The organism is Streptomyces sp. PTY087I2 (assembly GCF_001687325.1).
Lineage (GTDB): Bacteria > Actinomycetota > Actinomycetes > Streptomycetales > Streptomycetaceae > Streptomyces.
In genome coordinates, this window is record NZ_LZRD01000019.1 from 143,366 (window position 1) to 167,060 (window position 23,695).

Annotated in this window: 20 protein-coding genes, 1 tRNA gene and 1 pseudogene; 10 read left to right on the forward strand and 12 right to left on the reverse strand. The window is 70.8% G+C overall.

Annotated features, from left to right (window positions below):
• Positions 1 to 48: 48 nt before the first annotated feature.
• From A3Q37_RS21525 to A3Q37_RS21535, 3 genes are all read right to left on the reverse strand, one after another.
• Positions 49 to 642, reverse strand: coding sequence for a hypothetical protein (locus A3Q37_RS21525; RefSeq protein ID WP_255311891.1), 594 nt, complete (start codon positions 640 to 642; stop codon positions 49 to 51).
• A gap of 133 nt (positions 643 to 775) precedes the next feature.
• Positions 776 to 976 carry a DUF397 domain-containing protein gene (locus tag A3Q37_RS21530; RefSeq protein WP_065487147.1) on the reverse strand — a complete coding sequence of 67 codons (201 nt, stop codon included), beginning with the start codon at positions 974 to 976 and terminating at the stop codon, positions 776 to 778.
• Complete coding sequence (locus A3Q37_RS21535; RefSeq protein WP_065487150.1) at positions 973 to 1,806, reverse strand: helix-turn-helix transcriptional regulator; 834 nt, start codon at positions 1,804 to 1,806, stop codon at positions 973 to 975. The genes A3Q37_RS21530 and A3Q37_RS21535 overlap by 4 nt, the downstream gene beginning before the upstream one ends.
• A gap of 144 nt (positions 1,807 to 1,950) precedes the next feature.
• Here A3Q37_RS21535 and A3Q37_RS21540 point away from each other — a divergent pair, with 144 nt between their 5' ends.
• From A3Q37_RS21540 to A3Q37_RS21550, 3 genes are read left to right on the forward strand one after another with little or no spacing between them, the layout of a single operon-like run.
• Entirely contained in the window at positions 1,951 to 2,247 is a 297-nt protein-coding gene (locus tag A3Q37_RS21540; RefSeq protein WP_065487152.1) for a sulfatase, read from the forward strand.
• A gap of 49 nt (positions 2,248 to 2,296) precedes the next feature.
• Positions 2,297 to 4,696, forward strand: a complete 2,400-nt coding sequence (locus A3Q37_RS21545; protein ID WP_065487154.1) for a tetratricopeptide repeat protein — start codon at positions 2,297 to 2,299, stop codon at positions 4,694 to 4,696.
• Between the two features lie 10 nt (positions 4,697 to 4,706).
• Complete coding sequence (locus A3Q37_RS21550) at positions 4,707 to 5,321, forward strand: AAA family ATPase (protein ID WP_176711476.1); 615 nt, start codon at positions 4,707 to 4,709, stop codon at positions 5,319 to 5,321.
• Positions 5,322 to 5,391: 70 nt separating this feature from the next.
• Here the strand turns inward: A3Q37_RS21550 and tnpA are convergent.
• Positions 5,392 to 5,694 (reverse strand): annotated as a pseudogene (gene tnpA / locus A3Q37_RS21555) (IS200/IS605 family transposase); the annotation flags it as partial.
• Between the two features lie 27 nt (positions 5,695 to 5,721).
• Between tnpA and A3Q37_RS21560 the strand changes: the two are divergent.
• Both A3Q37_RS21560 and A3Q37_RS21565 read left to right on the forward strand, forming a co-directional pair.
• On the forward strand, positions 5,722 to 7,050 hold the full coding sequence (locus A3Q37_RS21560) for an RNA-guided endonuclease TnpB family protein (RefSeq protein WP_065487159.1): 1,329 nt from the start codon (positions 5,722 to 5,724) through the stop codon (positions 7,048 to 7,050).
• Between the two features lie 15 nt (positions 7,051 to 7,065).
• The gene (locus A3Q37_RS21565; RefSeq protein WP_065487161.1) at positions 7,066 to 8,181 is read left to right on the forward strand and encodes an ADP-ribosylglycohydrolase family protein; all 1,116 of its coding nucleotides are present in this window, start codon (positions 7,066 to 7,068) and stop codon (positions 8,179 to 8,181) included.
• Between the two features lie 123 nt (positions 8,182 to 8,304).
• Here the strand turns inward: A3Q37_RS21565 and A3Q37_RS21570 are convergent, their stop codons facing one another.
• Together A3Q37_RS21570 and A3Q37_RS21575 are read right to left on the reverse strand one after the other, a co-directional pair.
• Positions 8,305 to 9,900, reverse strand: a complete 1,596-nt coding sequence (locus A3Q37_RS21570) for a sodium:solute symporter family protein (protein ID WP_065487163.1) — start codon at positions 9,898 to 9,900, stop codon at positions 8,305 to 8,307.
• Between the two features lie 398 nt (positions 9,901 to 10,298).
• Positions 10,299 to 11,081 (reverse strand): SDR family oxidoreductase, encoded by a 783-nt coding sequence (locus A3Q37_RS21575; protein ID WP_065487408.1) that lies wholly within the window; start codon positions 11,079 to 11,081, stop codon positions 10,299 to 10,301.
• 85 nt (positions 11,082 to 11,166) lie between these two features.
• Between A3Q37_RS21575 and A3Q37_RS21580 the strand changes: the two genes are divergently transcribed.
• Positions 11,167 to 12,033 (forward strand): hypothetical protein, encoded by an 867-nt coding sequence (locus A3Q37_RS21580; RefSeq protein ID WP_065487165.1) that lies wholly within the window; start codon positions 11,167 to 11,169, stop codon positions 12,031 to 12,033.
• 138 nt (positions 12,034 to 12,171) lie between these two features.
• Here the strand turns inward: A3Q37_RS21580 and A3Q37_RS21585 are convergent, their stop codons facing one another.
• From A3Q37_RS21585 to A3Q37_RS21595, 3 genes are all read right to left on the reverse strand, one after another.
• Positions 12,172 to 12,378, reverse strand: coding sequence for a DUF397 domain-containing protein (locus tag A3Q37_RS21585; protein ID WP_006125325.1), 207 nt, complete (start codon positions 12,376 to 12,378; stop codon positions 12,172 to 12,174).
• A 219-nt stretch (positions 12,379 to 12,597) separates the two neighbouring features.
• A complete protein-coding gene (locus tag A3Q37_RS21590) occupies positions 12,598 to 13,455 on the reverse strand; it encodes a helix-turn-helix transcriptional regulator (RefSeq protein WP_065487167.1) in 858 nt (285 codons plus the stop codon).
• 263 nt (positions 13,456 to 13,718) lie between these two features.
• Positions 13,719 to 14,438, reverse strand: coding sequence for a GPP34 family phosphoprotein (locus tag A3Q37_RS21595; RefSeq protein WP_032766805.1), 720 nt, complete (start codon positions 14,436 to 14,438; stop codon positions 13,719 to 13,721).
• A 194-nt stretch (positions 14,439 to 14,632) separates the two neighbouring features.
• Between A3Q37_RS21595 and A3Q37_RS21600 the strand changes: the two genes are divergently transcribed.
• From A3Q37_RS21600 to A3Q37_RS21610, 3 genes are all read left to right on the forward strand, one after another.
• Positions 14,633 to 17,206, forward strand: coding sequence for a serine hydrolase (locus tag A3Q37_RS21600; protein WP_065487169.1), 2,574 nt, complete (start codon positions 14,633 to 14,635; stop codon positions 17,204 to 17,206).
• 197 nt (positions 17,207 to 17,403) lie between these two features.
• Positions 17,404 to 19,293: a hypothetical protein gene (locus A3Q37_RS21605; RefSeq protein ID WP_065487171.1), complete on the forward strand. Its 1,890-nt coding sequence runs from the start codon at positions 17,404 to 17,406 to the stop codon at positions 19,291 to 19,293.
• Positions 19,294 to 19,445: 152 nt separating this feature from the next.
• On the forward strand, positions 19,446 to 20,291 hold the full coding sequence (locus tag A3Q37_RS21610) for an adhesin (protein WP_065487173.1): 846 nt from the start codon (positions 19,446 to 19,448) through the stop codon (positions 20,289 to 20,291).
• A gap of 102 nt (positions 20,292 to 20,393) precedes the next feature.
• On the opposite strand, the gene A3Q37_RS21615 is transcribed toward A3Q37_RS21610, so the two are convergent.
• Positions 20,394 to 21,191 (reverse strand): ATP-grasp domain-containing protein, encoded by a 798-nt coding sequence (locus A3Q37_RS21615; RefSeq protein WP_065487175.1) that lies wholly within the window; start codon positions 21,189 to 21,191, stop codon positions 20,394 to 20,396.
• A 147-nt stretch (positions 21,192 to 21,338) separates the two neighbouring features.
• Between A3Q37_RS21615 and A3Q37_RS21620 the strand changes: the two genes are divergently transcribed.
• The gene (locus A3Q37_RS21620) at positions 21,339 to 22,199 is read left to right on the forward strand and encodes an aminoglycoside phosphotransferase family protein (protein ID WP_065487409.1); all 861 of its coding nucleotides are present in this window, start codon (positions 21,339 to 21,341) and stop codon (positions 22,197 to 22,199) included.
• A 127-nt stretch (positions 22,200 to 22,326) separates the two neighbouring features.
• On the opposite strand, the gene A3Q37_RS21625 is transcribed toward A3Q37_RS21620, so the two are convergent.
• Positions 22,327 to 22,399: transfer RNA gene (locus tag A3Q37_RS21625), tRNA-Arg, on the reverse strand.
• A 208-nt stretch (positions 22,400 to 22,607) separates the two neighbouring features.
• The gene (locus tag A3Q37_RS21630; protein WP_255311892.1) at positions 22,608 to 23,096 is read right to left on the reverse strand and encodes a hypothetical protein; all 489 of its coding nucleotides are present in this window, start codon (positions 23,094 to 23,096) and stop codon (positions 22,608 to 22,610) included.
• Between the last annotated feature and the right edge of the window lie 599 nt (positions 23,097 to 23,695).

Below are 23,695 nucleotides of genomic sequence, written 5' to 3' on the forward strand. Positions count from 1 at the left end.
CGGACCCTCAAGTGCCTGGGGCGAGACGCGAAATCAGGGCCTGAGGGCTCAGCCCAGAGTGAGCTGGAAGTAGGCCGTCTCGCGGTAGCCGGGGTGCGGAGGGGTGACCTCCAGCGTGACCGGGGCACCCTTCCGCTCCGGCTTCAGGCGGACCGGGACGGTGCGCTCCTCGCCCTCGGGGATCGGCGGCGCGAGGGCGGAGGCGACCTCTTTCCAGTTCAGCCAGCGCACGTGGTCGCCGGGGGCGTAGTCCTGGCCGGACTCGCCGGGCCGGACGTCGAGCGCGCCGGAGAACGCCTCATCGTCGAGGCGCAGTTGGTCGCCGGTGCCGTTCTTGAAGGTCACGGTGGTGCCGTAGGTGCCGTCGTCGTGTCGCTCGGGGCGGCTGACCGTGACCCGCAGCCCGTCCTCGTACCGGGCCGTCGTACCGGGACCGAGCGGCTGGGACACGCTGCCCGAAAGGCCGGGCTGCTCCAACTGCCCGTCGCCGTCGAGGCCCTTCTCGAACTCGGCCAACGCATGAGCTCCCAGCGCGATCAGCGTGAAGAAGGCGATCAGGGCGATCGTGCAGCCGTAGAACCCCCGCGCGCTCGCGACGGGCGAGGCGTCTGTTGCGGTGGCGGCTGCTTCTTCCGTGTCCATGCCGGCCACGCTAGGGAGCGGTCGGCGCGTGATCATGAGCGCCGGTACTCAGGGGCGGTTGAGTAGGCACGAGGGCCCGCGCCCCTGTCCGGTGAGGACGTGGGCGCGGGCCCTGTGGTGTACGGGGGTGAGGTCAGCGCTCCGCCGCGAACTCCACGAAGGCCGTCCAGGCGGGGGCGGTGATGAGGAGTGCGGGGCCTGCGGGGGTCTTGCTGTCGCGTACGGGAACGACGCCGGGGTAGCCGTCGGCGACCTCGATGCAGTTGTTGTCGCCGCCGTCGCTGAAGCTGGACTTGCGCCAAGTCGCGGTGGAGAGGTCGGGCGTACGCTTCATGATCCTCTGAACTCCTTCAGGACGCCCCTGATGAACGCGATGGAGTCGGGCGGGGGCAGCGACCGATCCCGTGCCCGATCGTAGGACAGCCGGGCGCGCGTGACGTCGGCCGGATCTTCCAGCAACTCGGAGCACTGGTTGCCTTCCACGTAGGCAACGGCACTCCCGTCCTCCTGCCACAGGAGCGTAAGGGAGCCATTCATCAGGTGATGGGCCCCGGACGAGAATGGCAGCACCTGAAGTGTGACCATCGGCAGTTCTGCGATCTTGATCAGATGCTCCAACTGGGCTTCCCACACCTTCGCGTCGCCCACCTGACGGCGCAACCCGTACTCGTCCATGATGATGCGGACGGTCGGAGCCGGATTACGGAAGAGTAGTTGCTGACGGCCCAGGCGCGCTATCACCTGCTCCTCGACCGACTCTGCCTCGCTCTCCGTTTCCTGGTCGCCGGACAACAGCGCCCTCGCCACGTCCTCGGTCTGCAAAAGACCAGGAATGCCGAGGGCGTACTTGTGCATGATGCGGGCCGTGAACTCCAGCCGCATGAACTCCTTGTACTTGTCCTTGAAGACCTCCCGCCGCGCCACCTTCCACAGCTCGACCAGCAGCCCGCCCGTCTCGTAGAACCGGTCCAGGTCCTCCATCACCGCCAGCTTGGACAGCCGTTTCCCCGACTCCAGGCGTGACAGGTAGCTCTTGTCGTAGCGGGTCTTCTCCGCGAGCTGGCCGAGCGACAGCCCCGCCTTCTCCCGTAAGTACTTCAGAGCGCGCCCCAGCGCCGCGCGCCCCGACTCCGCTTCCACTTCCACTTCCGCGACTTCGGTCATCCCCGACCCCTCGCCGTTGTCCTGTGCACAGGCAATCGCGTGCCTCTGTCGAGCGTAGGGCGGCGGCCGTGACGATGGAGGCACGAACGGTAACTGCCACCCGTCAGGGTCACGCACCCCCCCTCACGCTCAAAGGACGCCGACATGACCGACCCCACGCAACTCTGCCTCCTCCCCTGGAGGTCCGTCGAAGGCAAGCCCTGCTACCTCAGCACCGGCGACCCGAACAGCAGGCTCTCCCGGCTCGCCGACGACATGGAGGAGGAGCAGATCGAGTGCGGCAACGTCGTGCTGGAAGGCGCGCAGGAAGTGCTGGCGGACCAGGCGGCCGGTGAGGTCGCCGTACGGTTCGCGCTGACGCAGGCCGTCCTGTCCCTGCGGGACGTGCTGCTCGTCGCGCACAGCCGGGGGCTGCGGCTGCCGGACGCCGACGGCCGATGACGGACGGCGGTGGCTCCCGTAGGGCGACGGCCGCTGACAGACTGGCCCCATGCCTCCGTCCAGCCCCCGCCGCCTCTCCCTCCAGCAGATCGTCGAAAGCCGGCGTCGTGCCGCCTTCGTCGGACGGGAGGCCGAACTCGGGCTGTTCCGCGCCAACTTCACGCTGCCGCCCGAAGATCCCCGGCACCGGTTCGTCTTTCATGTGCGGGGCAACGCCGGGGTCGGCAAGACCTCGCTCGTACGGGAATGGCGCCAGGCCGCAGGGGAGTTCGGGGCGCTGACCGCGTCGGCCGACGAGAGTGCCGACTCCGTACCGGACGTACTCGCCGCGTTCGCCGCGCAGTTCGCCGAGCAGGGGCATCCGCTCAAGGCGCTGGACCGGCTGCTCGGCACGTACCGGCGGGCACTCCACGACATGGCCGGCCGGCTTGCGGCGGACAACGAGGGTGCGGGGCCTTCGCCCGGGGCGCTCGCCGCCGCGCAGGCCGGGCTGCTCGCGGCCGGGGCGATACCGGTCGTCGGGGCGCTGGCCGGGGGCATCGACCCGGCGGTCGTGGCGCGGGGCGCGGGCGGGCTGCGGGCGGTGTTCGGCGGGCGGGCCCGGCAGTTGGAGGAGGCCCGGCTGCTGGCGGAACCGGTCCAGGTGCTCACCCCGGTGTTCGTCGCCGAGCTTGACCGGGTCGCGGACGCCGTGCCCTGGATCGCCCTGTTCCTGGACACCTACGAGCGCACCGCACCCCAGCTGGACCGGTGGCTGGCCGACCTGTTCACCCCCGGGCGGTACGGCGAACTGCCCGCCAACCTCGTCCTCACCCTGGCCGGCCAGCGCCGCCTCGACCCCGCGCACTGGGGCGACCGGGGCCGGCTCGTCGCCGACGTGCCGCTGGGGCCGTTCACGGAGGAGGAGGCGCGTCAACTCCTGCATGAACGCGGCGTGGTGGCGGAGCCCGTCGTACGGGAAGTGCTCCGGCTCTCCGGCGGGCTGCCGGTCCTGGTGTCGACGCTCGCCGCCAACCCCGGCGCGGCCGGTGAGGCCAACGCGACCGCCGTCGAACGCTTCCTGGCCGGGGAGAGCGACCCGGCCCGCCGGGCGGCGGCGCTCGCCTGCGCGCTGCCCCGCCGGTTCGACGAGGACCTGGTCGCCGTCGCCGTACCGCAGGACGGGCCGCACACCGTGCCCGGGCTCTACGACTGGCTGCTCGAACTGCCCTTCGTCGCCGAGCCGTACAGCGGGCGCTCCCGCTATCACGCCGTCGTCCGGGCCCCCATGCTCCGCCTCCAGCGCACCGGGTCCCCGCGGCGGTGGAAGGCGGCGCACGACCGGCTGGCCGAGGCCTTCGCCGCCCGCCGGGACGCGGCGGCCGAGGGCATCGACCCGGAACGCCTCTGGGCCTCGCAGCCCTGGCGCCGGGCGGCCCTGGACGTGCTGTACCACCGGCTGTGCGCCCGACCCCGCACCGCGCTGCCCGAGGCCCTGCGCGCCGGGATCGAACTCTTCGCCCAACGGCCGTCCCGCGCCCGGCACTGGGCCCGGACCTTGGTGGACGCGGGCGAGGATGCCGACAACGCCGTACTGCGGGAGTGGGGCCGGGACCTGCTCGCCGCCATAACCGACCACGGCCCCCGACCGACCGCAGCCCTCGGGCTCCTGCTGACCCGGGCCGAGCTGACCGACCGGGACCGGGCGGCCGCCCTCGTGGCGCGGGCCTGGGACCGGTTCCGGGCCGGGGAGCTGGACGCCGCGCTCTCCGACCACGGGCGGGCCATCGCCGTGGACCCGCGCAGCGAACGCGCCCACCAGGGCCGGGCGGTGATCCTGCGCTCCCTCGGCCGCCACGAGGAAGCCCTCGCCGACCTGGACCGGGCCGAGGAGATCGCCCCCGCCTGGGCCTGGGCGGTGCGGGAGCGGGGCGAGACGTACCGGCAGATGGGCCGCCTGGAGGAGGCCCTGACCGTCCTGGACCGGGCGCACGCCCTGGACCCGTCCGACGCCGTGCCGCTGGGCAGCCGGGGCCTGGTCCGCCACGCCCTGGGCCGGCACGAGCAGGCGCTCGACGACTTCGACCGGGCGATCGCCCTGTGGCCGGAGTACGCCTGGGCGCTGGTGCGGCGGTCCCGGGTCCGCACGGTCCTGGGCGACCCGGTGGGCGCCCTCGCCGACCTGGACCGGGCCGAGGAGCTGAACCCCGGGCGGGCCGGGACGGAGGGGGAGCGGGGCGAGGTGTACCGGGCGACGGGCCGGTACGAGGAGGCCGTGGCCTGCTACGACCGGGCGATCGCCCTGGACCCCGACTACGCCTGGGCCCACGGCAGCAGGGCCCTCGCCCTGGAGGCCCTGGGCCGGTTGCCGGAGGCCCGGGCGGACCTGGACCGGGCGCTGGAGCTGGACCCGGGGTACGCGTGGGCCCGGGCGCAGCGGGAGCGGCTGGAGGCCCGCACGGGGCAGTAGGTTCGCGGGTATGCGCGATGTGCGAGTGGTGCTGATCGGCGGGACCTCGAACACCGGGAAGTCGACCGTCGCCGAGGCGGTGGCGGATCGGCTCGGGTTCGAGCACCGCTCCACGGACGGTCTGGCCCGGCACCCGGGACGGCCCTGGCGGACCCCGGAGCACGAGGTACCGCCGCATGTCGCCGAGCACTACGGGACGTTGACCACCGACGAGCTCATCGCCTCCGTCCTCGCCCACTACGAACGGCTCTGGCCGCGTATCGAGGAGCTGATCACCGACCGCGCGCGGGGCGGGGCACCGGGCCTGGTCCTGGAGGGCTCGGCGCTGTGGCCCGAGCGGCTCGCCCGGCTGACCGTGCCCCGAACGGCCGCTGTGTGGCTGACCGCCGACGACACGGTCGTACGCGACCGGGTGCGGGCGGCGGGGCGGTACGAGGAAGCGACGGAGGAGGAGCGGCTGCTCATCGACCGGTTCCTGGCCCGTACCGATCGCTACCAGGCGCTGATGGTGGACGCCGTCGACGCGCTCGGCCTGGACCGGGTCGACGTCGGAGGGCGTACCGTCGCGGAACTGGCGGACGCTGTGCTGGCGGCAGTCGGTCTTCAGGAGCGCCCCGGCCGCTGACCGCTCACCGCCCCAAAAAGACCTGCGGGACGTCCGTCGACATACCCGTACGTACCCGGGTCACGGCGGGGCTGATTCGGTCGGTGTACTCCTGCCGTATCCGGCGGGCAGAGACGCCCTTGAGGCTGTTGACCAGTTTCGAGACGGCGACCTTCGGCGGGTAGTGCACCAGCAGGCGGACATGATCGTGTTCGCCGCTGAACTTCATCAGCTCCGCCTCGAAGTCCGCACAGACCTTGCGCATGATCTTTTCGCAGCGAGTCAGTATCTCGTCGTCGAGGACTCCGTATCGATACTTCGTCACGAAGACCAAGTGCACATGCATCGCCGAGATCACGCGCCTGCCAGGCCTGTAGTTGTTCTGATCACCCATAAGGCCAATCGCAGTAGGATCTTGGTTGTGCAGCTCCGCTACAACTATCGGGCCTATCCGGACGCCCCGCAGCGCCGTGCGCTGGCCCAGGCGTTCGGATGCGCCCGAGTGGTGTGGAACGACTGCCTGCGCGACCGGAAGGAAGCGCACGCGGCCGGGCTGCCCTATGTGAAGTCGGCAGATCTGTCTCGGCTTCGCATCACTGAGGCCAAGCGCACCGAGTCACGCGCCTGGCTCACCGACGTATCAGCGGTCGTCCTCCAACAGTCCCTGCGGGATCTGGATACCGCCTACAAGAACTTCTTCGACAGCCTCAACGGCAAGCGGCAGGGCCGGAGGGCCGGTCCGCCCCGCTACAAGTCGAAGAAGGACACCCGGCAGTCCATCCGCCTCAACACCAACGCCTTCTCCTTGACGGAGAACGGCGCGGTGTACGTGGCCAAGATCGGCAACCTCAAGGTGAAGTGGTCCCGTCCGCTCCCGGCCGCGCCCACGTCCCTGACCGTCACCAAGGACAGCTCCGGCAGGTACTTCCTCAGCTTCGTCGTGGACACCCAGCCGGATGTCCTCCCCGATCTGGTGGAGGTGGAGTCCGGTATCGACCTCGGGCTTTCCGCCTTCGCGGTCCTGTCCGACGGGACGAAGATCGACAGCCCGCGCTTCCTGCGCAGGGCTGAGAAGAAGCTGAGGCGCCTTCAGCGGGAACTGTCCCGTAAGGCCAAGGGGTCGAAGAACCGGGCCAAGGCCCGTATCAAGGTCGCTCGCCAGCACGCCAAGGTGGCGGACCGGCGCCGGGACTGGCATCACAAGGTGTCCACGCAGATCATTCGCGACAACCAAGCGGTGTATGTGGAAGACCTCGCGGTGTCCGGTCTCGGTCGCACCCGGCTCGCCAAGTCCGTACACGACGCTGGATGGTCCGCGTTCGTCGGCATGCTGGAGTACAAGGCGGTCAAGCACGGCCGAACCTTTGCCAAGGTGGCCCGTGCTTTCCCGTCCTCACAGATCTGCTCGGTCTGCGGATTCAGGGACGGGCCCAAGCCTCTGCACGTCCGCGTGTGGACATGTGGTGAGTGCGGCACTGTGCACGACCGCGACCACAACGCAGCCTGCAACGTCCTCTTCGAAGGACGCCGAATCGTTGCCGCCGGACAGGCGGAGACGCTAAACGCCTCGTGGAGCGCCGGTAGGACCGGGGCGAAAGCCCCGGCACAGCGCGATGAAGCAGGAAGCCACCGGAAGGGTCAGCCGACCCAGGCCGGAATCCCTGGCCTCCAAGCCAGGGTGCATGTCAAAGTGCTTGCGCGGTCGCCCGTAAAGGGCCCGCACCGACGCACGTGGTGCCGGGAGCGGTGACGGGAAGGGGGCGGGGTGAGCACAGGGACCACGGCGGTCTGGGGCCGGGCCGAGCAGCAGGACTTCCGCAGCCGGGTCCGCGGGGCCCTGCTCGGCGGGGCCGTCGGGGACGCGCTCGGGGCCGGGGTCAGCGGGCTCGTGCTGGAGGAGATCCGCGCCGCCCACGGGGTCGAAGGGCTCGCCGACTACGTCCCCGCGTACGGCAGACGCGGCGCCGTCACCGCCCTCACCCAGCTCACCCTGTTCACCGTCGACGGTCTGATCCGTGCCCAGGTCCGCCGCGACACCGGCGCCTGGCACCCGCCCACCGATGTGCACCGGGCCCATCTGCGCTGGGCCGCCACCCAGCACGACTGGGGGCCCGACGAACGGCGTGAGGACAACGGCTGGCTGGCCGCCGAGGAATGGCTCTACGCCCGCCGCGACCCCGCCCGGGAATGCCTCGCCGGCTTCGGCGACACCGTCATGGGCACCCTCGACCGGCCGAAGAACCCCGCCGCCCGGGACGCGGGCGCGCTCACCCGGTCCGCCCCCTTCGGGCTCCTCGTCGGCTGGGAGCCGGGGCTCGTGCTCCAACTGGCCGTCGAGTGCGCTGCCCAGTCCCACGGCCACCCCGCCGCCCAGCTGTCCGCCGGAGCCTTCGCCGTACTCGTACACGGTCTCGCGCGCGGCGAGAGCCTGGACGGTGCCGTGCAGCACACGCTGGCCCTGCTCGCCGAACGCCCCGGGCACGAGCCGGTGACCGAGGCGCTGCGGCAGGCGCTGGGCTCGGTACGCCAGGGCATCCCGGGGCCGGCCCTGATCGAGGCGCTGGGCGCGAGCGACGCCGCCGAGGAGGTCCTCGCGGTCGCCGTGTACTGCGCGCTGGTCAGCGAGGACATCCGGCACGGGCTGCGGCTCGCGGTGAACCACAGCGGGCCCTCCCGCGCCACCGGGTCGGTCTGCGGGGCGCTGCTGGGCGCGCTGCACGGGGAGACCGCGCTGCCGCCGGCCTGGCTCGCGGAGCTGGAGGGGCGGGCCACCCTCCTCGAACTGGCCGACGACTTCGCGATGGAGATGACCCAGGGCCCCGCCCTGCACAGCCCGGCCGCCGTCGCCCCGGGCTGGCTGGCCCGCTACCCGCGGGGCTGAGGGGCGGCCTGCCGACCTCCCGGCCCTCCCGGTCCGCCCCTGGCCCTCCCGGTCCGCCCCTGGTCCGCCCGGCCCCCTGGTCCGCCCGCTAGCCGCGCGGCCGGGGCGCGGGGGTCGGCGGGTTCACCCGCGCGGCCGAGGCGCCGGCGTCGGGCCGCCGTCCTGGGCGGGGACGGTCGCGGCCGCCCCCGTACCGCCCCCGCCTTCCCCGTCCCCGTACCCATCCCCTTCGCCCTCGTTGATCCGCGCCAGCACCGCGTCCCGCTCCGGGGTGTCCTCCGGCTTCACGAAGCCGATCAGGACGTACAGCACGAGCGAGACCGCCAGCGGTACGGACACCTGGTACTGGAGCGGCACCCCGCCCTCGACGGCCCAGTTGACCGGGTAGTTGACCAGCCAGAACGCGATCAGGCCCGCCGCCCAGCTGATCAGCGCCGCCGTCGGGCCGGACTTCCGGAACGGGCGCAGCAGGCCCAGCATGAACGGGATCGCGATCGGGCCCATCAGCCCGGCGACCCACTTGATCACGACGGTGATGATGTCCTTGAACGTCGGCGAGTTGACCTGGGTCGCGATCGCCATCGACAGCGCCAGGAAGGTCACCGTGGTCCAGCGGGCCGCGATCAGCCCGGCCCGCTCGCTCCAGCCGCGCGCCGTCTTCGAGAGGACCGGGGCGATGTCCCGGGTGAAGACAGCGGCGATGGCGTTGGCGTCCGATGAGCACATGGCCATCGTGTGGGAGAAGAAGCCGACGATGACCAGGCCCAACAGGCCGTGCGGCAGCAGCTGTTCGGTCATCAGGGCGTAGCTGTCGGAGGCGTCCGGCTTCTGTGCGTCGACCAGCAGCGGCGCGCACCACATCGGGAAGAACAGCACCAGCGGCCAGACGAACCACAGCACCGCCGAGAGCCGCGCCGAACGGGTCGCGGAGGCAGCGGAGTCGGTCGCCATGTACCGCTGGGCCTGGTTCCACATGCCGCCGTTGTACTCGAAGGTCTTGATGAACAGGAACGCCAGCAGGAACGTCACCGTGTACGGTCCGGCGGTCGGCTCCGCGTGCCCGTCGGGGAGCTTGTCCCAGACCGTCCACAGGGTGGAGAAGCCGTCGAGCTTGCTCATCACGGCGAAGAGCATCGCCAGTCCGGCGAACAACTGGATGATGAACTGGCCCAGTTCGGTGAGCGCGTCCGCCCACAGACCGCCGACCGTGCAGTAGATCCCGGTGACGACCCCGGTGATCAGGATGCCCTGGGAGATGGAGAGGCCGGTGAAGACGGACAACAGGGTGGCGATGGCCGCCCACTTGGCGCCGACGTCCACGATCTTCAGCAGCAACCCCGACCAGGCGAGCGCCTGTTGGGTCCGGATGTCGTAGCGGTTCTTGAGGTACTCCAGCGGCGAGGCGACCCGGAGTCGCGAGCGCAGCCGGTTCAGCCGGGGCGCGAAGAGCTTCGCGCCGATGAAGATGCCGATGGCGATCGGCAGCGACCAGGTCACGAAGGACGTGACCCCGTACTGGTACGCGATGCCGGCGTAACCGGTGAACATCACCGCGCTGTAGCCGGACATGTGGTGCGAGATGCCCGACAGCCACCACGGCATCTTGCCGCCGGCCGTGAAGAAGTCGCTGACGTTGTCCACGCGTTTGTGCGACCAGAGTCCGATCGCGACCATCACGCCGAAGTAGCCGATGAGTACAGCCCAGTCGAGACTGTTCATGTCCCCCTCCAGGGGTCCGCCTTGTGAACGGGAACGCACTTCGTCGGTACGGCCGTTCAGCGGCGTCCCCTTGCGGGAGCGGGGACTTCGGGGATTGAACCCCTTCCGGCAGGGCTCGGTCAAGGCTGTCGGTTAGTCATGGATGTGAACGTAGGTCAGTAAGACGAACGATTTTACTTGTTCTTGACCTTGTGGGGCGTTGTCGCCGACGTGACCGCGGCCACACGATGGGCGGGCACTTCGTCAGGCTGTGCGGAAGAGAAGTCCGGAGAAGCCGGAGAAGCCGGAGAAGTCAGGGAGCGCGCGGCGATGCGCGAAGGCCGCACGGGATGCGGGTCCCGTGCGGCCGAGAAGTCGAGAGGGAGGGTGCCTCGTGTCCGTATACGAGTACGAGTACGTCAGCGCATCAGCTCGCCCGCGTTGACCAGCAGTGACTGACCGGTGATCGCCCGGGCCCGGTCGGAGGCCAGGAAGGCAACCGCCTCCGCCACGTCCCCGTCCGTGGCCAGCTCGGGCAGCGCCATCCGCCCGGTGAGCCGGGCCAGCACCTCGGACTCCGGTACGCCTTCGGAGTCGGCGGCGAACCGGACGTACGCCTGCACCGGCGGCCCCCACATCCAGCCCGGCAGTACCGTGTTGACCCGGATCCGGTCCGGGCCCAGCTCCCGCGCCAGCGAGTACATCGCCGAGGTGAGCGCCCCCTTGGACGCCGCGTACGCCGCCTGCCACACCTGTGAGGGTGCGGCCACCGCCGACTGTGTGCCGATCACCACCACCGAGCCGCCCCGCTCCTTGAGTGCGGGCAGGCAGGCCCGGGTCATCCGGAGCGTACCGAGAAGGTTCACGTCGATGACCGACTGCCAGGTGGCGAAGTCCGCGTCCTGGAGCCCGCCGAAGTAGCTGTCCCAGGCGGCGACATGGACCACCGCGTCGATCCTCCCGAACCGCTCCACCGCCAGCGCGGCCAGCGCCTCGCACTGCGCCTCGTCCGTGATGTCGGTGGGCAGGAAGGCCGTGCGGCCGCCCTCCGGATCGACCCCGGCCGCCGACTTGGCCAGATTCGCCGCCGTACGCGCGCCGAGCACCGCGCACCCGCCGTCCCGGACGACCGTCTCCGCGACCCGGTGCCCGAGCCCCGGCCCGACGCCCGAGACGATGACGGTCTTCCCCGCGAGCAACATCGACGCCTCCCGGCTCTGGCAGTTCATCTGACGGTCCGTCAGGGTAGAGGGGGCCGCGAGTCGATGGAAGGGGAAGGGAGACCTGATGAGCCAAAACGCCGGAACGGGTGGCGAAGACGCCGGAACGGGAAGTGAGCGGTATGCGGAGCTGGCGGGGACGGGGCCGTACGGGGTCCGGCCCGGGCACGCGCTGATCACCCTGGTCGAACCGCATCCGGGCCATGAGTACGCGTACAACCGCTGGTACGAGGACGACCACTACTACGCGGGCGCGACCGCCATGCCGTGGATGTTCGCCGGACGCCGCTGGGTGGCCACCAAGGACCTCCAGGAGCTGCGCTATCCGGAGAAGTCGGCGGTCGCCCAGCCGGTGGGCGCGGGGTGCTATCTGTCGACGTACTGGGTGACGGAGGGGCGCTACGACGACCACATGAAGTGGACCGTTGCCATCAACAAGCGGCTCAACCGGGACGGCCGCGTCTACCAGGACCGGACCCACGTCTTCACGGCCTTCCAGGACCATGAGGCCACCGTCTACCGCGACGGGGCCGCCGGCCCCCGGGACTTCCACGCTCTCGACCACCCGTACGCGGGCCTCGTCCTCCAGGTCGTCGACGCCGAAGGGCCCGAGCAACGGGGGGAGTTGCTGGAGTGGCTGCGTTCGCGCCATCTCCCGAAGCGGCTGAAGGGGTCGCCCGCGGCCATGGTCACGGTGTTCCGGCCGACGCCGCTGCCCGGTGACCGGATGACGTACGTGAAGCAGGTCGAGGGGGTCGACACCCGGCTGACGCTGCTGTGGTTCCTCCAGGAGGACCCGCGGAGCTGCTGGGCGAGCCGCTTCGCCGGCCTCGACGCGGCGGTCGCGGAGGCCGGCCTCGGGCGGGTCGAGCTGGTCGCCCCGTTCGTGCCGACCGTGCCGGGGACGGACCGTTACGTCGACCGGCTGCGGTGACACCGGATCGTCCGGATCGTGCCGAGCCCCCTCGGCCAGGACGGCGAACCGGTCGAGAGGGCTCCATCAGGTGGTGCAGGTGGTGCAGGTGGCGCTGTGGTGCGTGAACGTTGGTGGTACGTGAACGGTGTCGGCTGATCAGGCGTTGATCGAGCCCGTGGCGACATCGCGCACGAACGCGTTCCACGCACCGGGGACGAAGGTGAGCGAGGGGCCCTCGGGGGCCTTCGAGTCACGTACGGCGATGGACAGAGCGACCGGGGACTTGACCTCGACGCACGCGCCGTTGCCCCCGGAGTACGACGACTTCGTCCACTGGTCCGTAGCACCCTGAAGAATTGCCATGTTCACTCCGGTTCAGAGAGTTGGTTCAGAGAGTTGGGGGAGTCGCACCAACCTGATTCCGATTGGCGTGATCGACGCTACTCGCCAAGCCCCGTCCATGAGATGGCCGTTCACTCGACCGGATGGTCTTTCCCCACTAGACCTTCTGTTGTGCGTGGGCGGCGGTGTACCATTCCGCCGCCACCCGCTCCCTGTCCGGATTCAGCTGGTGTACGACGTTCAGCTGGTGTAGGACTTGGCGATCTTGCTGATGAACTCCCGGGTCTGCTCGACGTTCAGCGCCTGCGCCCGCAGGTGCTCGTACATCACGCTGTAGCGCTGCACGTCGTTCGCCTTCTCCAGATAGAGATCGCTCGTGACGCCCTCGATGTAGACGACGCTGGAGTCCGCGGCGTCCGGGAACTCCAGGATCGCGTACTGGCCGTTGATGCCCGGGTGCGCGCCCATCTCGAACGGCAGGACCTGCACGGTGACATGCGGCAGATGCGACTGCTCGACGAGGTGTTCCAGCTGGTCGATCATCACCTGCTTGTCGCCGACCACCCGGCGCAGCGCCGACTCGTCGATCACGGCCCACAGCCGCAGCGGATTCTCCGGCGCGTTGACCCGGTCCTGCCGCCGCGACCGTACGTTGACGCGCTTCTCGATGTCCGACGGCGGGGCCTCCGGCAGCGCGCCGCTGATCAGCGCCTCGGCGTACGCCCGGGTCTGGAGCAGCCCCGGAACCATCTGGGGTTCGTACACCCGCAGCGACTCCGCGTCGGTCTCCAGGCCGATGTAGACGCTGTACGGGATGTCGCCGAAGGCGTGCCACCAGCCCTGCTGGCGCGAGTCCTTCGCCATCTGCATGAGCGAGTCGACGATGCGGTGGTCCTCGACCTCGTAGACCCCGCAGAGGTCGCGCACATCGCGCTGGCTGATGGAGCGGCGGCCGTTCTCCAGGCGGCTGATCTTCGACTGCGAGACCAGCAGTCGCTCCGCCACTTCCTCGGCCGTCATGCCTTTGAGTTCGCGCAGGCGGCGCAATTCCTGGCCCAACCTGCGTCGCCTGACAGTGGGATTGACGTTGGACGGCACGGAAACGGCACCTCCGGCTATGTAGCTGTGCGTATCTACTGCTCAGCAGATTGCCACCCCTTGCCCCGGCCGCGCTGGGAAATGGCCACACGCGGGGCAGGGGGCGTACGCATCGGTGCGCGGGGCGGCGCGCAAGCGCACGGGGCAGCCGGTGGTGGTGACTACCGGCTGCCCCGTGCGTGGTGCGGCTCCCGGACCGGGTCGGTGACGACTGACGACGGTACGGCGGTGTGCTGTTCTGTGCTGTTCCCAGGTCCGTGCGGTCAGCTCGCGGCGGTGTGCGCCATGCTCCCGCGCCGGGCCTGTGCTTGCGGCTGCAACGGAACGCCCGCTGCCTGCTGCGAACGGCGTGGCTGGACCGCCACTCCGTTCTGGACGTCCATCACGGCGTGCGCCACGAGTCCGCCCATCGGGTCGTGCCTGATCAGGTCCCGGAGCCGGGAGCGCGACGAGCGCCCCTCGTTCCCGGGGTACAGGTGCTTGCCGAGTCCGACCGCGTGGGCCAGCGCGGCGAGCGCCGCGGTCCGCGGGTCCGGCGGTACGCCGGTGCGGATCGCACTGTCCAGCCGGTTCCTGATGTCCCGGCTGATCGCCGTGTCCGTCGCCTGGTAGCGAGTCGTCGGCAGCACCCCGCACATCTGGCCCGCCACGGCATGCACCATGCCGCACCGCTCCAGATGAGCGAGATAGATCTGACGCAGCCCCAGCCGGGGCCCGCCGATCCAGTGGACCGCCCGGACCGGGCTGCCACGACGGCGCAGCAGCTCCAGTGCGGAGTCCAGAGTCGGATCTCCTGTCGGCCGTGGCATCACCACGGCGATACGATCCCCGTCAGGGGCTATCCGTCCTGCCAGAGCCAGCTCCACTAGCTGTGCCCCGGCCAGGCCGAGGTCGAGCGACTGCGGCTGCGCTGTGGTACCCGTGGTCGGGTCCAGAGCGAGCAACAGAAGCTCCTCCGGGATTGTTCTGCGGCTCCTGCCCATCCATGCCTCCCCGCGTGGATGTCTGACAGGGTGACCCCTCTCACATTCATCTGTCGAGAGCGCCTGGTCGCTTTGTGCGGGAACCAGTAGGTATGTCGTTCTCGTCTAGCAGCTCGGCCAGGGGTTCACACAGGACACTGGTAGATGGTTCGGACAGCGCGGGGGTTGCCCCCGCAGTGCATCAGGAGGCATCGGTGGCGGGCGAGTCCCCCGACAAAACGGAGCAGCGGAAGTCGTCGGGGACGGCTGCGGAGGAACGCGACCCGCGCTTCGCCGTGTTCCGTGACCCCGGCGCGGACACGGGTGCGGATGCGGACTCCGGTGCGGATGCGGATGCCCGTACGGGGTCGGGTTCGGGTACGGGTGCGGACTCGGGGGGCATGTCGGACACGGCGACCGCGGTGTTCCGTCCCCGGCTGCCGGAGGACGCTGCCGGGAGTGAGCCCGAGCCCGAGGCCGATGCTGAGTCTGAGAGTGACGTCGAGCCCGAAGCCAAGAGCGACACCGAGTCCGAGAGCGCGTCTGTGACGGCCTCTGCGGCCTCTGGAGACGCCGACGCGCCTTCGGAGGGCGCGGGAGCCACCGGGGGGCGCACAGGCCCGGACGCGGACGTGGAGGCGTCCGAGGCTCCCGCGGACGAGCCGGAGGCCGGCGGGAAGCCGGAGGCCGGGGAAGAGGACGGGGACGGCCGGCTGCGTGCCGCGGTGGCCGCCTGGGTCGATGCCGCGGCCGAGGACAAGCCGAAGGCGGAGGAGGCCGAGGAGGCGGAGGCCGCCGAGCCCGAGCCCGAGCCCGCCGCGAAGGCGGAGCCCGAGCCGAAGCCGGCCGAGGAGCCGGAGGCGAAGGCCGAGGCCGACCAGGACGACGAGTCGAAGCCCGAACCGAAGGCCGACGCCGAGCCGGAGGCTGACTCCGAGCCGGACAAGGCCCCCGACACCGACCCCGACCCCGAGCCCGAAGCCGCAAAGGAATCCGACTCCGACTCCGAGCCGGACAAGGCCGCCGACGCTGAGCCCGACTCCTCCTCCTCCTCCTCCGACGCCTCCGACCTGCGAGGAATCGATCAGCCCACCGCCATCTTCAAGGCGGTCAAGCCGCCCGTCCGGGTCGACCAGGCGACGACCGCGCTGAAGCTCCCGCGACGCGACGACAAGCCCGACGACAAGCCCCAGTCCCAGAGCAAGCCGGACCCGGAAGACGAGACCAAGGGCAAGAGCAAGAGCGGGCCCGAGGCCAAGCCCGAGGGTGACGCCGAGCGCACCAGCACCTTCGTGCCGCTGCGCTCCGACGACGTACGGACCGCCGCCCCCGCGCCCCGCAAGCCGGAGCCCGAGCCCGCGGCCGGTTCCACAGCCGGGTCCATGACTGGGGCCACGGCGGGACCCGAGACGCCCGCGCGCACCCCGGAAGCAAGCTCACCGGCCGCCGCCGCCCCCTCCTGGGCGGTCGCCGAGCGGACCCGGCAGCAGCCGCTGCCGCCGAAGCCGCCGCTCGACCTGCTCGCCGAGCTGACGAACACCCCGCCGCCGCCGGAGACCCCGGTCCGTACGGCGGTCCGGCGGGTCAAGATCTGGACCCCGCTGGTCCTCCTCCTGCTGATCATCTTTGCGATCGTGCAGGTGATGCGCCCGCTCCCGGAGCCCTCGCTGGAGCTCACGGCGAAGCCGACGTACACCTTCGAGGGCGGCGGGACGGAGCTGTCCTGGCCGGGCCAGGGGCAGTCGGCCGTGATGGTGGACGGCGTCGGGTCGCTCGGCTCCGAGGGTGCGCAGAAGCCGGCCCCGATCGCCAGCGTCGCGAAGGTCATGACCGCCTACGTGATCCTCCAGGGACACCCCCTCAAGGGTGACGAGGAGGGCGAGAAGATCACCGTCGACCAGAAGGCGGAGGACGAGTCCAAGCGGCCCGACGAGTCGACGGCCCCGCTGAGCAAGGGGCAGGAGCTCACCCAGCGCCAGCTGCTCCAGCTGCTGATGATCCCCTCGGGGAACAACGCGGCGCGGCTGCTCGCCCGCTGGGACGCCGGTTCCGAGGACGCGTTCATCGACAAGATGAACGACGCGGCCGAGGAGCTCGGGATGAAGGGGTCGACGTACACGGACCCGAGCGGGCTGGAGAAGACCACCGTCTCCACCGCCACCGACCAGCTGAAGCTGGCGCAGGCGGTCATGCGGAACGAGGTCTTCAGGGAGATCGTGGACATGCCCGAGGTCGAGATCGAGGGCATAGACGGCAAGATCTACAACAACAACACCCTCCTGCTCCAGCCGGGCGTGAGCGGCATCAAGACCGGGTCCTCCACCCCGGCGGGCGGCAATCTGCTCTGGTCCGCGAACACCAAGGTCGACGGCAAGATGCTGTGGATCTACGGAGCGGTCATGGGCCAGCAGGCGGGGACCGGCCGGGTCTACGACAGCCTGGAGCTGTCGCTCCAGAACAGCCTGAAGCTGATCAAGGATACGCAGGAGGCGGCCACGTCGGCGACGGTGGTGAAGAAGGGCGACGTCGTCGGGTACGTGGACAACGGATTCGGCGGACAGGCCCCGGTGGTCGCCACCAAGAACCTCAAGGCGGTCGGCTGGTCCGGTCTGAAGGTCGAGCTGAAGGTCACGGACAACGGCAAGGGCATCGCCCACGCCGCGAAGGCCGGGACCGAGGTCGGCTCGGTGACCGTGGGCACCGGCACCGGCAAGGTCTCCGCGCCGGTGGTGCTCCAGAGTGATCTGCCCGAGGCGGCCTTCGGCGACAAGCTGACCAGGATCGGCTGAGAGCCGGGAAGCAGGGCCACCGGAGCGGTGGGGGCGGTCCCCGCACCCACCGCTCCGGTCACCGCTTATGACAGAGAAGCGTGCCGAAGGTACGTGTTAGCGTCCCCGGACAACTCAAGGATGCCGGGACGCGTCCTTGAGGACGTACCAAGAGGTACGCAGAGGTACGGGGCCGGCGGAGGACGGGGAGAGCCGTAGTGACCACCGCGGAGCCGAAGCCCGGACGCGAGGCGGACGGGACCGCCGGTGCCGGGGGCGACGCCCTGCACGTGCGCGTGCCGTCGCCCCGCGTTCCCGAGCCTCCCGCCGAGGGTGCCGCCGCCGCGACCACGTCCGAGAGCGAGCGCGGGAACTCAGCCGAGACCCCGCGCGCCCGGGCCCGCAGGCTGCTGCGCCACCCCGTCACCATCGCGACGGCGGCCGCGGCCGTGCTCCATCTCCTCTGGTTCTTCTTCTTCGCCAACACCGGCGGCGACATCGCCGCGCAGGACGCCTGGGCCGAGTTCGTGGGCCGGCACCCCGGCACGGCGTACAACCTGGCCTGGTACGGGGGCATGCACCCCGTCTCGTACAGCGTGGTCTCGCCCTACCTGATGTCGCTGCTCGGCGTCCGTACGACGATGATGATCGTCGGCACGGTCTCCTCCGCGCTGACCGCGCTGATCCTGGTGCGGGTCCCGGCCGTCCGCAATCCGCTGGCCTGCTCGCTCGCCGGGGTCTTCGCGTTCCTGTGCAACGCGCTGTCGGGCCGGGTGACGTTCGGGCTCGGCATGATGTTCGCGGTCGGCGCGGTCGCCGCGGTGTTCTGCTGGCCCTACCGGTGGCGGTACAAGCGGTGGGCCAAGGCCGCCGTCGCCGCCCCGCTCGCCGCGCTCGCGACCGCGTCCAGCCCGGTCGCCGGACTCTTCCTGGGCGTCGTCGCGGCGGCGCTGTTCCTGCACAAACGACGCCCCGGCGCGTACGCCATCGGCCTCGCGCCGGTCGCCGTGGTGGGGCTCTCCGCCTGGCTGTTCCCCTTCTCGGGTACGCAGCCGATGTCGCTCGGGACGCTGTCGCTGCCGTTCCTCTTCGCGGTGCTGGTCTTCGTCCTCGTACCCCGCGACTGGAGCACGGTCCGCACCGCCGCCGCCGTGTACGGGCTCGGGACGCTGCTCACGTACGTCATCGACTCGCAGATCGGGTCGAACATCACGCGCATGGCGATGCTGTTCGCCGGGGTGGCGCTGCTCGCCGCCCTGCCGTACACCGCGCCGCGCAGCCGCCGCTGGTACGCCCTGGTCCTGGCCTTCGTGGGCCTCAACTTCTGGATCGGCTTCAAGGGCGTCGACGACATCGTCCGCACCGCGCCCGCCGCGTCCTGGAACCGCGAACTGGCCCCGCTGATCAACCAGCTCCAGCAGGTGGAGGCGGAGCGCGGCCGGGTCGAGGTGGTGCCCGCGAGCAGTCACCGCGAGTCATCGGCGCTCGCCCCGTACGTCAACCTGGCGCGCGGCTGGAACCGCCAGGCGGACATGAAGCGCAACCCGCTCTTCTACGACGACACGCTCGACCCGGTGAACTACCGGGAGTGGCTGGACCGCTGGGCCGTGCACTACGTGGTGCTGCCCAAGGACCGGCCGGACAACGGGGCGGTCCAGGAGGCGGAGCTGGTCGAGCAGGGGCAGCCGTACCTGCGCCAGATCTGGGGCGACGCGAACTGGAAGCTCTTCCGGGTACTGGACCCGGTGCCGCTGGCCGACCCGCCGGCGACGGTGGAGCGGGCGGGCGCGGACGAGCTGACGATCACGGTGAAGTCGGCGGGCCGGGTGCTGATCCGGATCCCGTACACGCGCTGGCTCGCGCTCGTCGACGAGGACGGCAAGAGCGTGGAGCGCCCGCTGGAGACCGAGGAGTCGAAGGAGCGGTCGCAGCTGGACGACACCGCGCCGAAGACGTACCTCAACATCCACGGCTGCCTGAACAAGGTCGAGGAGGGCCCGTACGGCGACGAGTGGACCGAACTGCTCGCGCCGCGCCCGGGCGTGTACCGGCTGGCGGCCCCGTACCAGCTCCAGCCGGGCACGCCCTGCCCCGAAGAGCTGAGCTGACCGGTCCTCGTCCGTCCGTTTGTGCCCATCTCGTGTACGGGCCATCGGGTGCGGGATCTCCCTCTGCGGGCGGCGCCCTGGCAAGGTGTTCTGCCATGAAGTCCACGAGGTGCCAACACTGCGGCGGCGGGCGCCGGGGACCGCTGCCCGGAATGATCTGCCCCGGCTGCGGGGCGGGGGCCTCCAGCACGGCGGGGGCGGACGGTTCCTGGGTCGCGCGCGAGACGCTGGCGGGCCGCTTCTCCACACTGCCGCGCCGGCGCAAGGCGTTGCTCGCGGCGGGCGTCGTGGTGGCGGCCGGAGGCCTGGTCACCGTCGCCTCACTGCTGGTCCCGGCCGGCGGCGGCAGCCGTACGGACGCGGCGGGCCGGGCGGGCGCGGTCCCGGACCGGATCGGCGGCGCGGCCCCCACGAGGATCGTGCCCGGCCCGGGCACGGACGCCCCCGGCACCCCGGACGCCCCCTCGTCGGATCCCGCACCGGACGGCGGCCGCTTCACGCAGTGGGCGGGCCCCGGCTGTGCGACGGGTACGTACAAGGAGCGCGGCCGCTTCGAGAGCGGGGACGCCGGCTGGTACACGGTCGAGAACGGCGGCTTCGACGGCGACGGCTGCGACGGCCGGTTCAGCGCGATCCCGATGTCGGGCAGCCCGACGGAGGACCGGGGCTCCACGGCCACCTGGTCCTGGCACCTGGGCCGGGGCTTCAACGAGTGCGCGCTGACCGTCTTCGTCCCCGACAGCGGCCGCCCGCGCGACGCGGCAGGGGAGCCGACCGTCTACCGGGTGCTTTCGGACCCGGACGACGCGGACTCCGCGTACACGGGTTTCGCGGTGCTCCAGACGGAACACCGGGGGAGCGAGGTGCCGGTACGCAGCTACCCGGTCAAGGGGGACGTCTTCGCGGTCCAGCTCATCGACCGGGGCCGGGACTGGGGCGACGCGCGACGGGTCGGCGCGCATCATGCGGCGGCGCAGATGAGGGCGTCGTGTAACTGAGGTGGGGGCGGGGGCGGCCGCACGGGTGCGCGTGGGCAGGGGCGTGCGGGCTCGCAGGCGTGAGGGCGCACGGCTGTGCGGGGCGTGCGGGCTCGTGGGGGCCTACCGGACGAAGGCACGGTCGCGCGGCGACAGGTCCGTGGCGGGTCCGGCGGCGCGGAGGACGGTGTCGAGGGTGCGGTCCGGGTCGGCCTCGTAACACCCGCTGGCCCAGGCCGCGTTGGCCTCGATGACCGCCCATCGCCCCTCGTCGTCCCGGCCGACGTCGACGACGATCGCCGAGGGCAGACCGTCCCCGGCGGCCGCGAGCACTTCGCGCCCGAAGGCGAGCGCGGCAAGGTCCGGCGGCCCGAGCCGGAGGCGGCCGGCCTCGGCGTACTGGGCGGCCGTATGGACGGCCCCGTCGAGGAGGAACAGCCGGTACTCGACGGCGAAGGTCATCACGTCGCTGACCAGGACCACGGTGGCCGGGTCCACGGCGTCCGGTCCGGGCAGCCGGGACCCGTCCGCGTACACGAGCGCCGAAATGCTCTTGTCGTTCGGCGACTTGACGAAGGCGGGTCGGCGCAGCCGGTACGCCTCGCCGATGGGCATCGCCCGGATCTCCCGCTGGGTGAGTGCTCGGGGGAGCCGGGCGAGCCAGTCGGCGGGAGCTTCCAGGAGGGCGATGCCGAGCGCGGGGGCGACGACGTCGGCGAAGGAGGGCCCGGCATGCAGATGCACGGAGGGCGCTTCACCCTCGGAGCCCGCCGCCCACCCCGGTCTCCCTGCCCCCTCCGACACGGCGGAGGCTGTCGCCTCCACGATCCGCAGCCCGCGCCGCAGCGCGGTGGTGCGTAACCGCCTTGCGGAGGCGGTGAGTTGGGGCGGGAGGATGAGGGTTCGCGATGGACATGTCATGGCCGCAGATCCTCTCGTACGGATACGCGGCACCGCACCGAATTTCGGGCGGGGTGGCCCAGGCGGGCGTGCGACGAGGAGGTGCGGGAGGAGAGCCGCGGGCGATATGTGTTGTGCGGCCCGGTGGCGACCTGCTTCGATCGCCGCATGATCATTGAACCGTCGCTCGTACGCGGCCTGATCGCCGCCCAGTTCCCGCACTGGGCGGATCTGCCCGTGGAGGCGGTCGACGCGAGCGGGACGGCGAACGCGATCTACCGCCTGGGCGCGGACAAGGCCGTACGGCTGCCCCGTACCGAGGGCAGCGCGGCGGATGTGGCGACGGAACACCGCTGGCTGCCACGACTGGCCGAGCAACTGCCGTTCCCCGTACCGCTCCCGCTCGCCCAGGGGACCCCGGACAAGGCGTTCCCCCGCCCCTGGTCGGTCTGCACCTGGCTGGACGGCACGAACCCGCGTCCCGGCGACGCCTCTTCATCCTCCGACCTCCTGGCGGCGGACCTGGCGGAATGCGTGCTGGCGCTCCGCCGGACCGCCCCGGAGGACGCCCCGCCCGCGTACCGCAGCGAACCCCTGGCCTCCCGAGACGCGGCGACGTGGGAGGCGCTGGCGGCCCTGGCCGGGGTGGTGGACGCGGAGGCGGTCGCCGCGGCTTGGAAGGACTCCCTGACCGCCCCACCCTTCACGGCCGCCCCCGTCTGGGTCCACGGCGACCTCCAGCCGGGCAACGTCCTGGTCGCGGACGGCCGCCTCACCGCGGTCATCGACTTCGGCTGCACAGGCCTGGCCGACCCGGCCGTCGACCTGATCGCGGCCTGGTACCTGCTGACGGCGGGAGCCAGGGAGACGTTCCGCACGGCGGTGGCGGCCGACGACGCCACCTGGACGCGGGGGAGGGGCTGGGCACTGTCCATCGCCCTGCTGGAGCTGGCCCACTACCGGGAGTCGAATCCGGTGATGGCCCGGATCGCGGCGCACGTGATCGGGGAGATCGTGGACGGCGCCTGACGTCGGTTCCAGTGCTCAACGCCACCCGCGCCACCGCTCACGCGAACGGCCCCGGACGGGGAGTCCGAGGCCGAAAGGATCACCCCGCCCGGGGAGAGAAACCCCAGGTCAGAGTGGTAACGCGTTGTGCCCCCGGCAGGATTCGAACCTGCGACACCCGCTTTAGGAGAGCGGTGCTCTATCCCCTGAGCTACGAAGGCGGGGATCTGTCTACAAACGTGTCTAAAACGGTGTCTCGCAAGCAGCCCGTCTTTGACGTGTTTGGGACATGTTAGTGATCAGCCCATCGAGGGCTGCTCACCGCCGCCAGTGTAGCGGGTGACGAGCTTGTCGCACGGTGGGTATGGCCTGCTGGGGTTCTCGGGCTGTGGTGCTGGGGTGGCCGTTCTAGGTGACCTGCTGGGGTCGTCAGGAGTGGAACGCGTTCAGTGCGCGCGTGATGGAGTTGCCCACCCAGGCGTAGCCGAGGTAGATCAGCAGCGCTCCCCGGGCGCCGTATGCCGGGACTCGCTCGTGGGGGTATGCCTGGTCGAAGCGGGAGTGGATGGACTCGCTGTCCTGGCGGAAGCCTTTGAGGCGACGAGCGGCGGGGGTTCCGGGGGGTACCTGGCGGAGGTGCTCGGTGCGATTGAAGCGCTGTCTTCCCGTCTTCGGGTCGATCTGCCGATCTTCATCGGTCTCGTCGACGCGGATCCGGAATGTGTGAGTCTTCTCGGGGCAGTCGACGGTGATGCGGTGGTAAAAGCGGATCTTCTTTCCCGCCCTGCACTCGAGTTCCTCGACAAGCAGAGGGGTGTAGTGCGTCCTCCCGTCATCGGTTAGTTGGCGTTTGCAGACTCTGCCTTCGGCGACGTAGAGGTCGTGGGAGCAAGTACAGCCCTTGCCCTTGTAACGCATGAGGGGGATCTGTCTAAAATCCCAAAACCGCAGGTCACGGGCGCAGGCTTCGGAGCCCCAAAACGTCTTTTCCCGATCTCAAAACACCCCAGAGCCCGTCTCGCTGTACAGGCACCGCGCACCTGAGGTCGGCGCACAAGACTCCCCAGAACGCTGGCCGCTGCTGATGTAGCGCAGCTGCCCCAGACGCCACACGGGCAGAGCGAACCTCGACGTTTTCAAGCACGATGCAGCTGTGCCACGGGCCGCCCAGNGGGATCTGTCTAAAATCCCAAAACCGCAGGTCACGGGCGCAGGCTTCGGAGCCCCAAAACGTCTTTTCCCGATCTCAAAACACCCCAGAGCCCGTCTCGCTGTACAGGCACCGCGCACCTGAGGTCGGCGCACAAGACTCCCCAGAACGCTGGCCGCTGCTGATGTAGCGCAGCTGCCCCAGACGCCACACGGGCAGAGCGAACCTCGACGTTTTCAAGCACGATGCAGCTGTGCCACGGGCCGCCCAGAAGCTGCGCCAGACCGTAGGTAGGGCGTGGCCTCGGGTCACCCCCTACAGCCATTCGCTGAAGCATGCGTATCCCCGAGGGCTGAGATCTCGACCT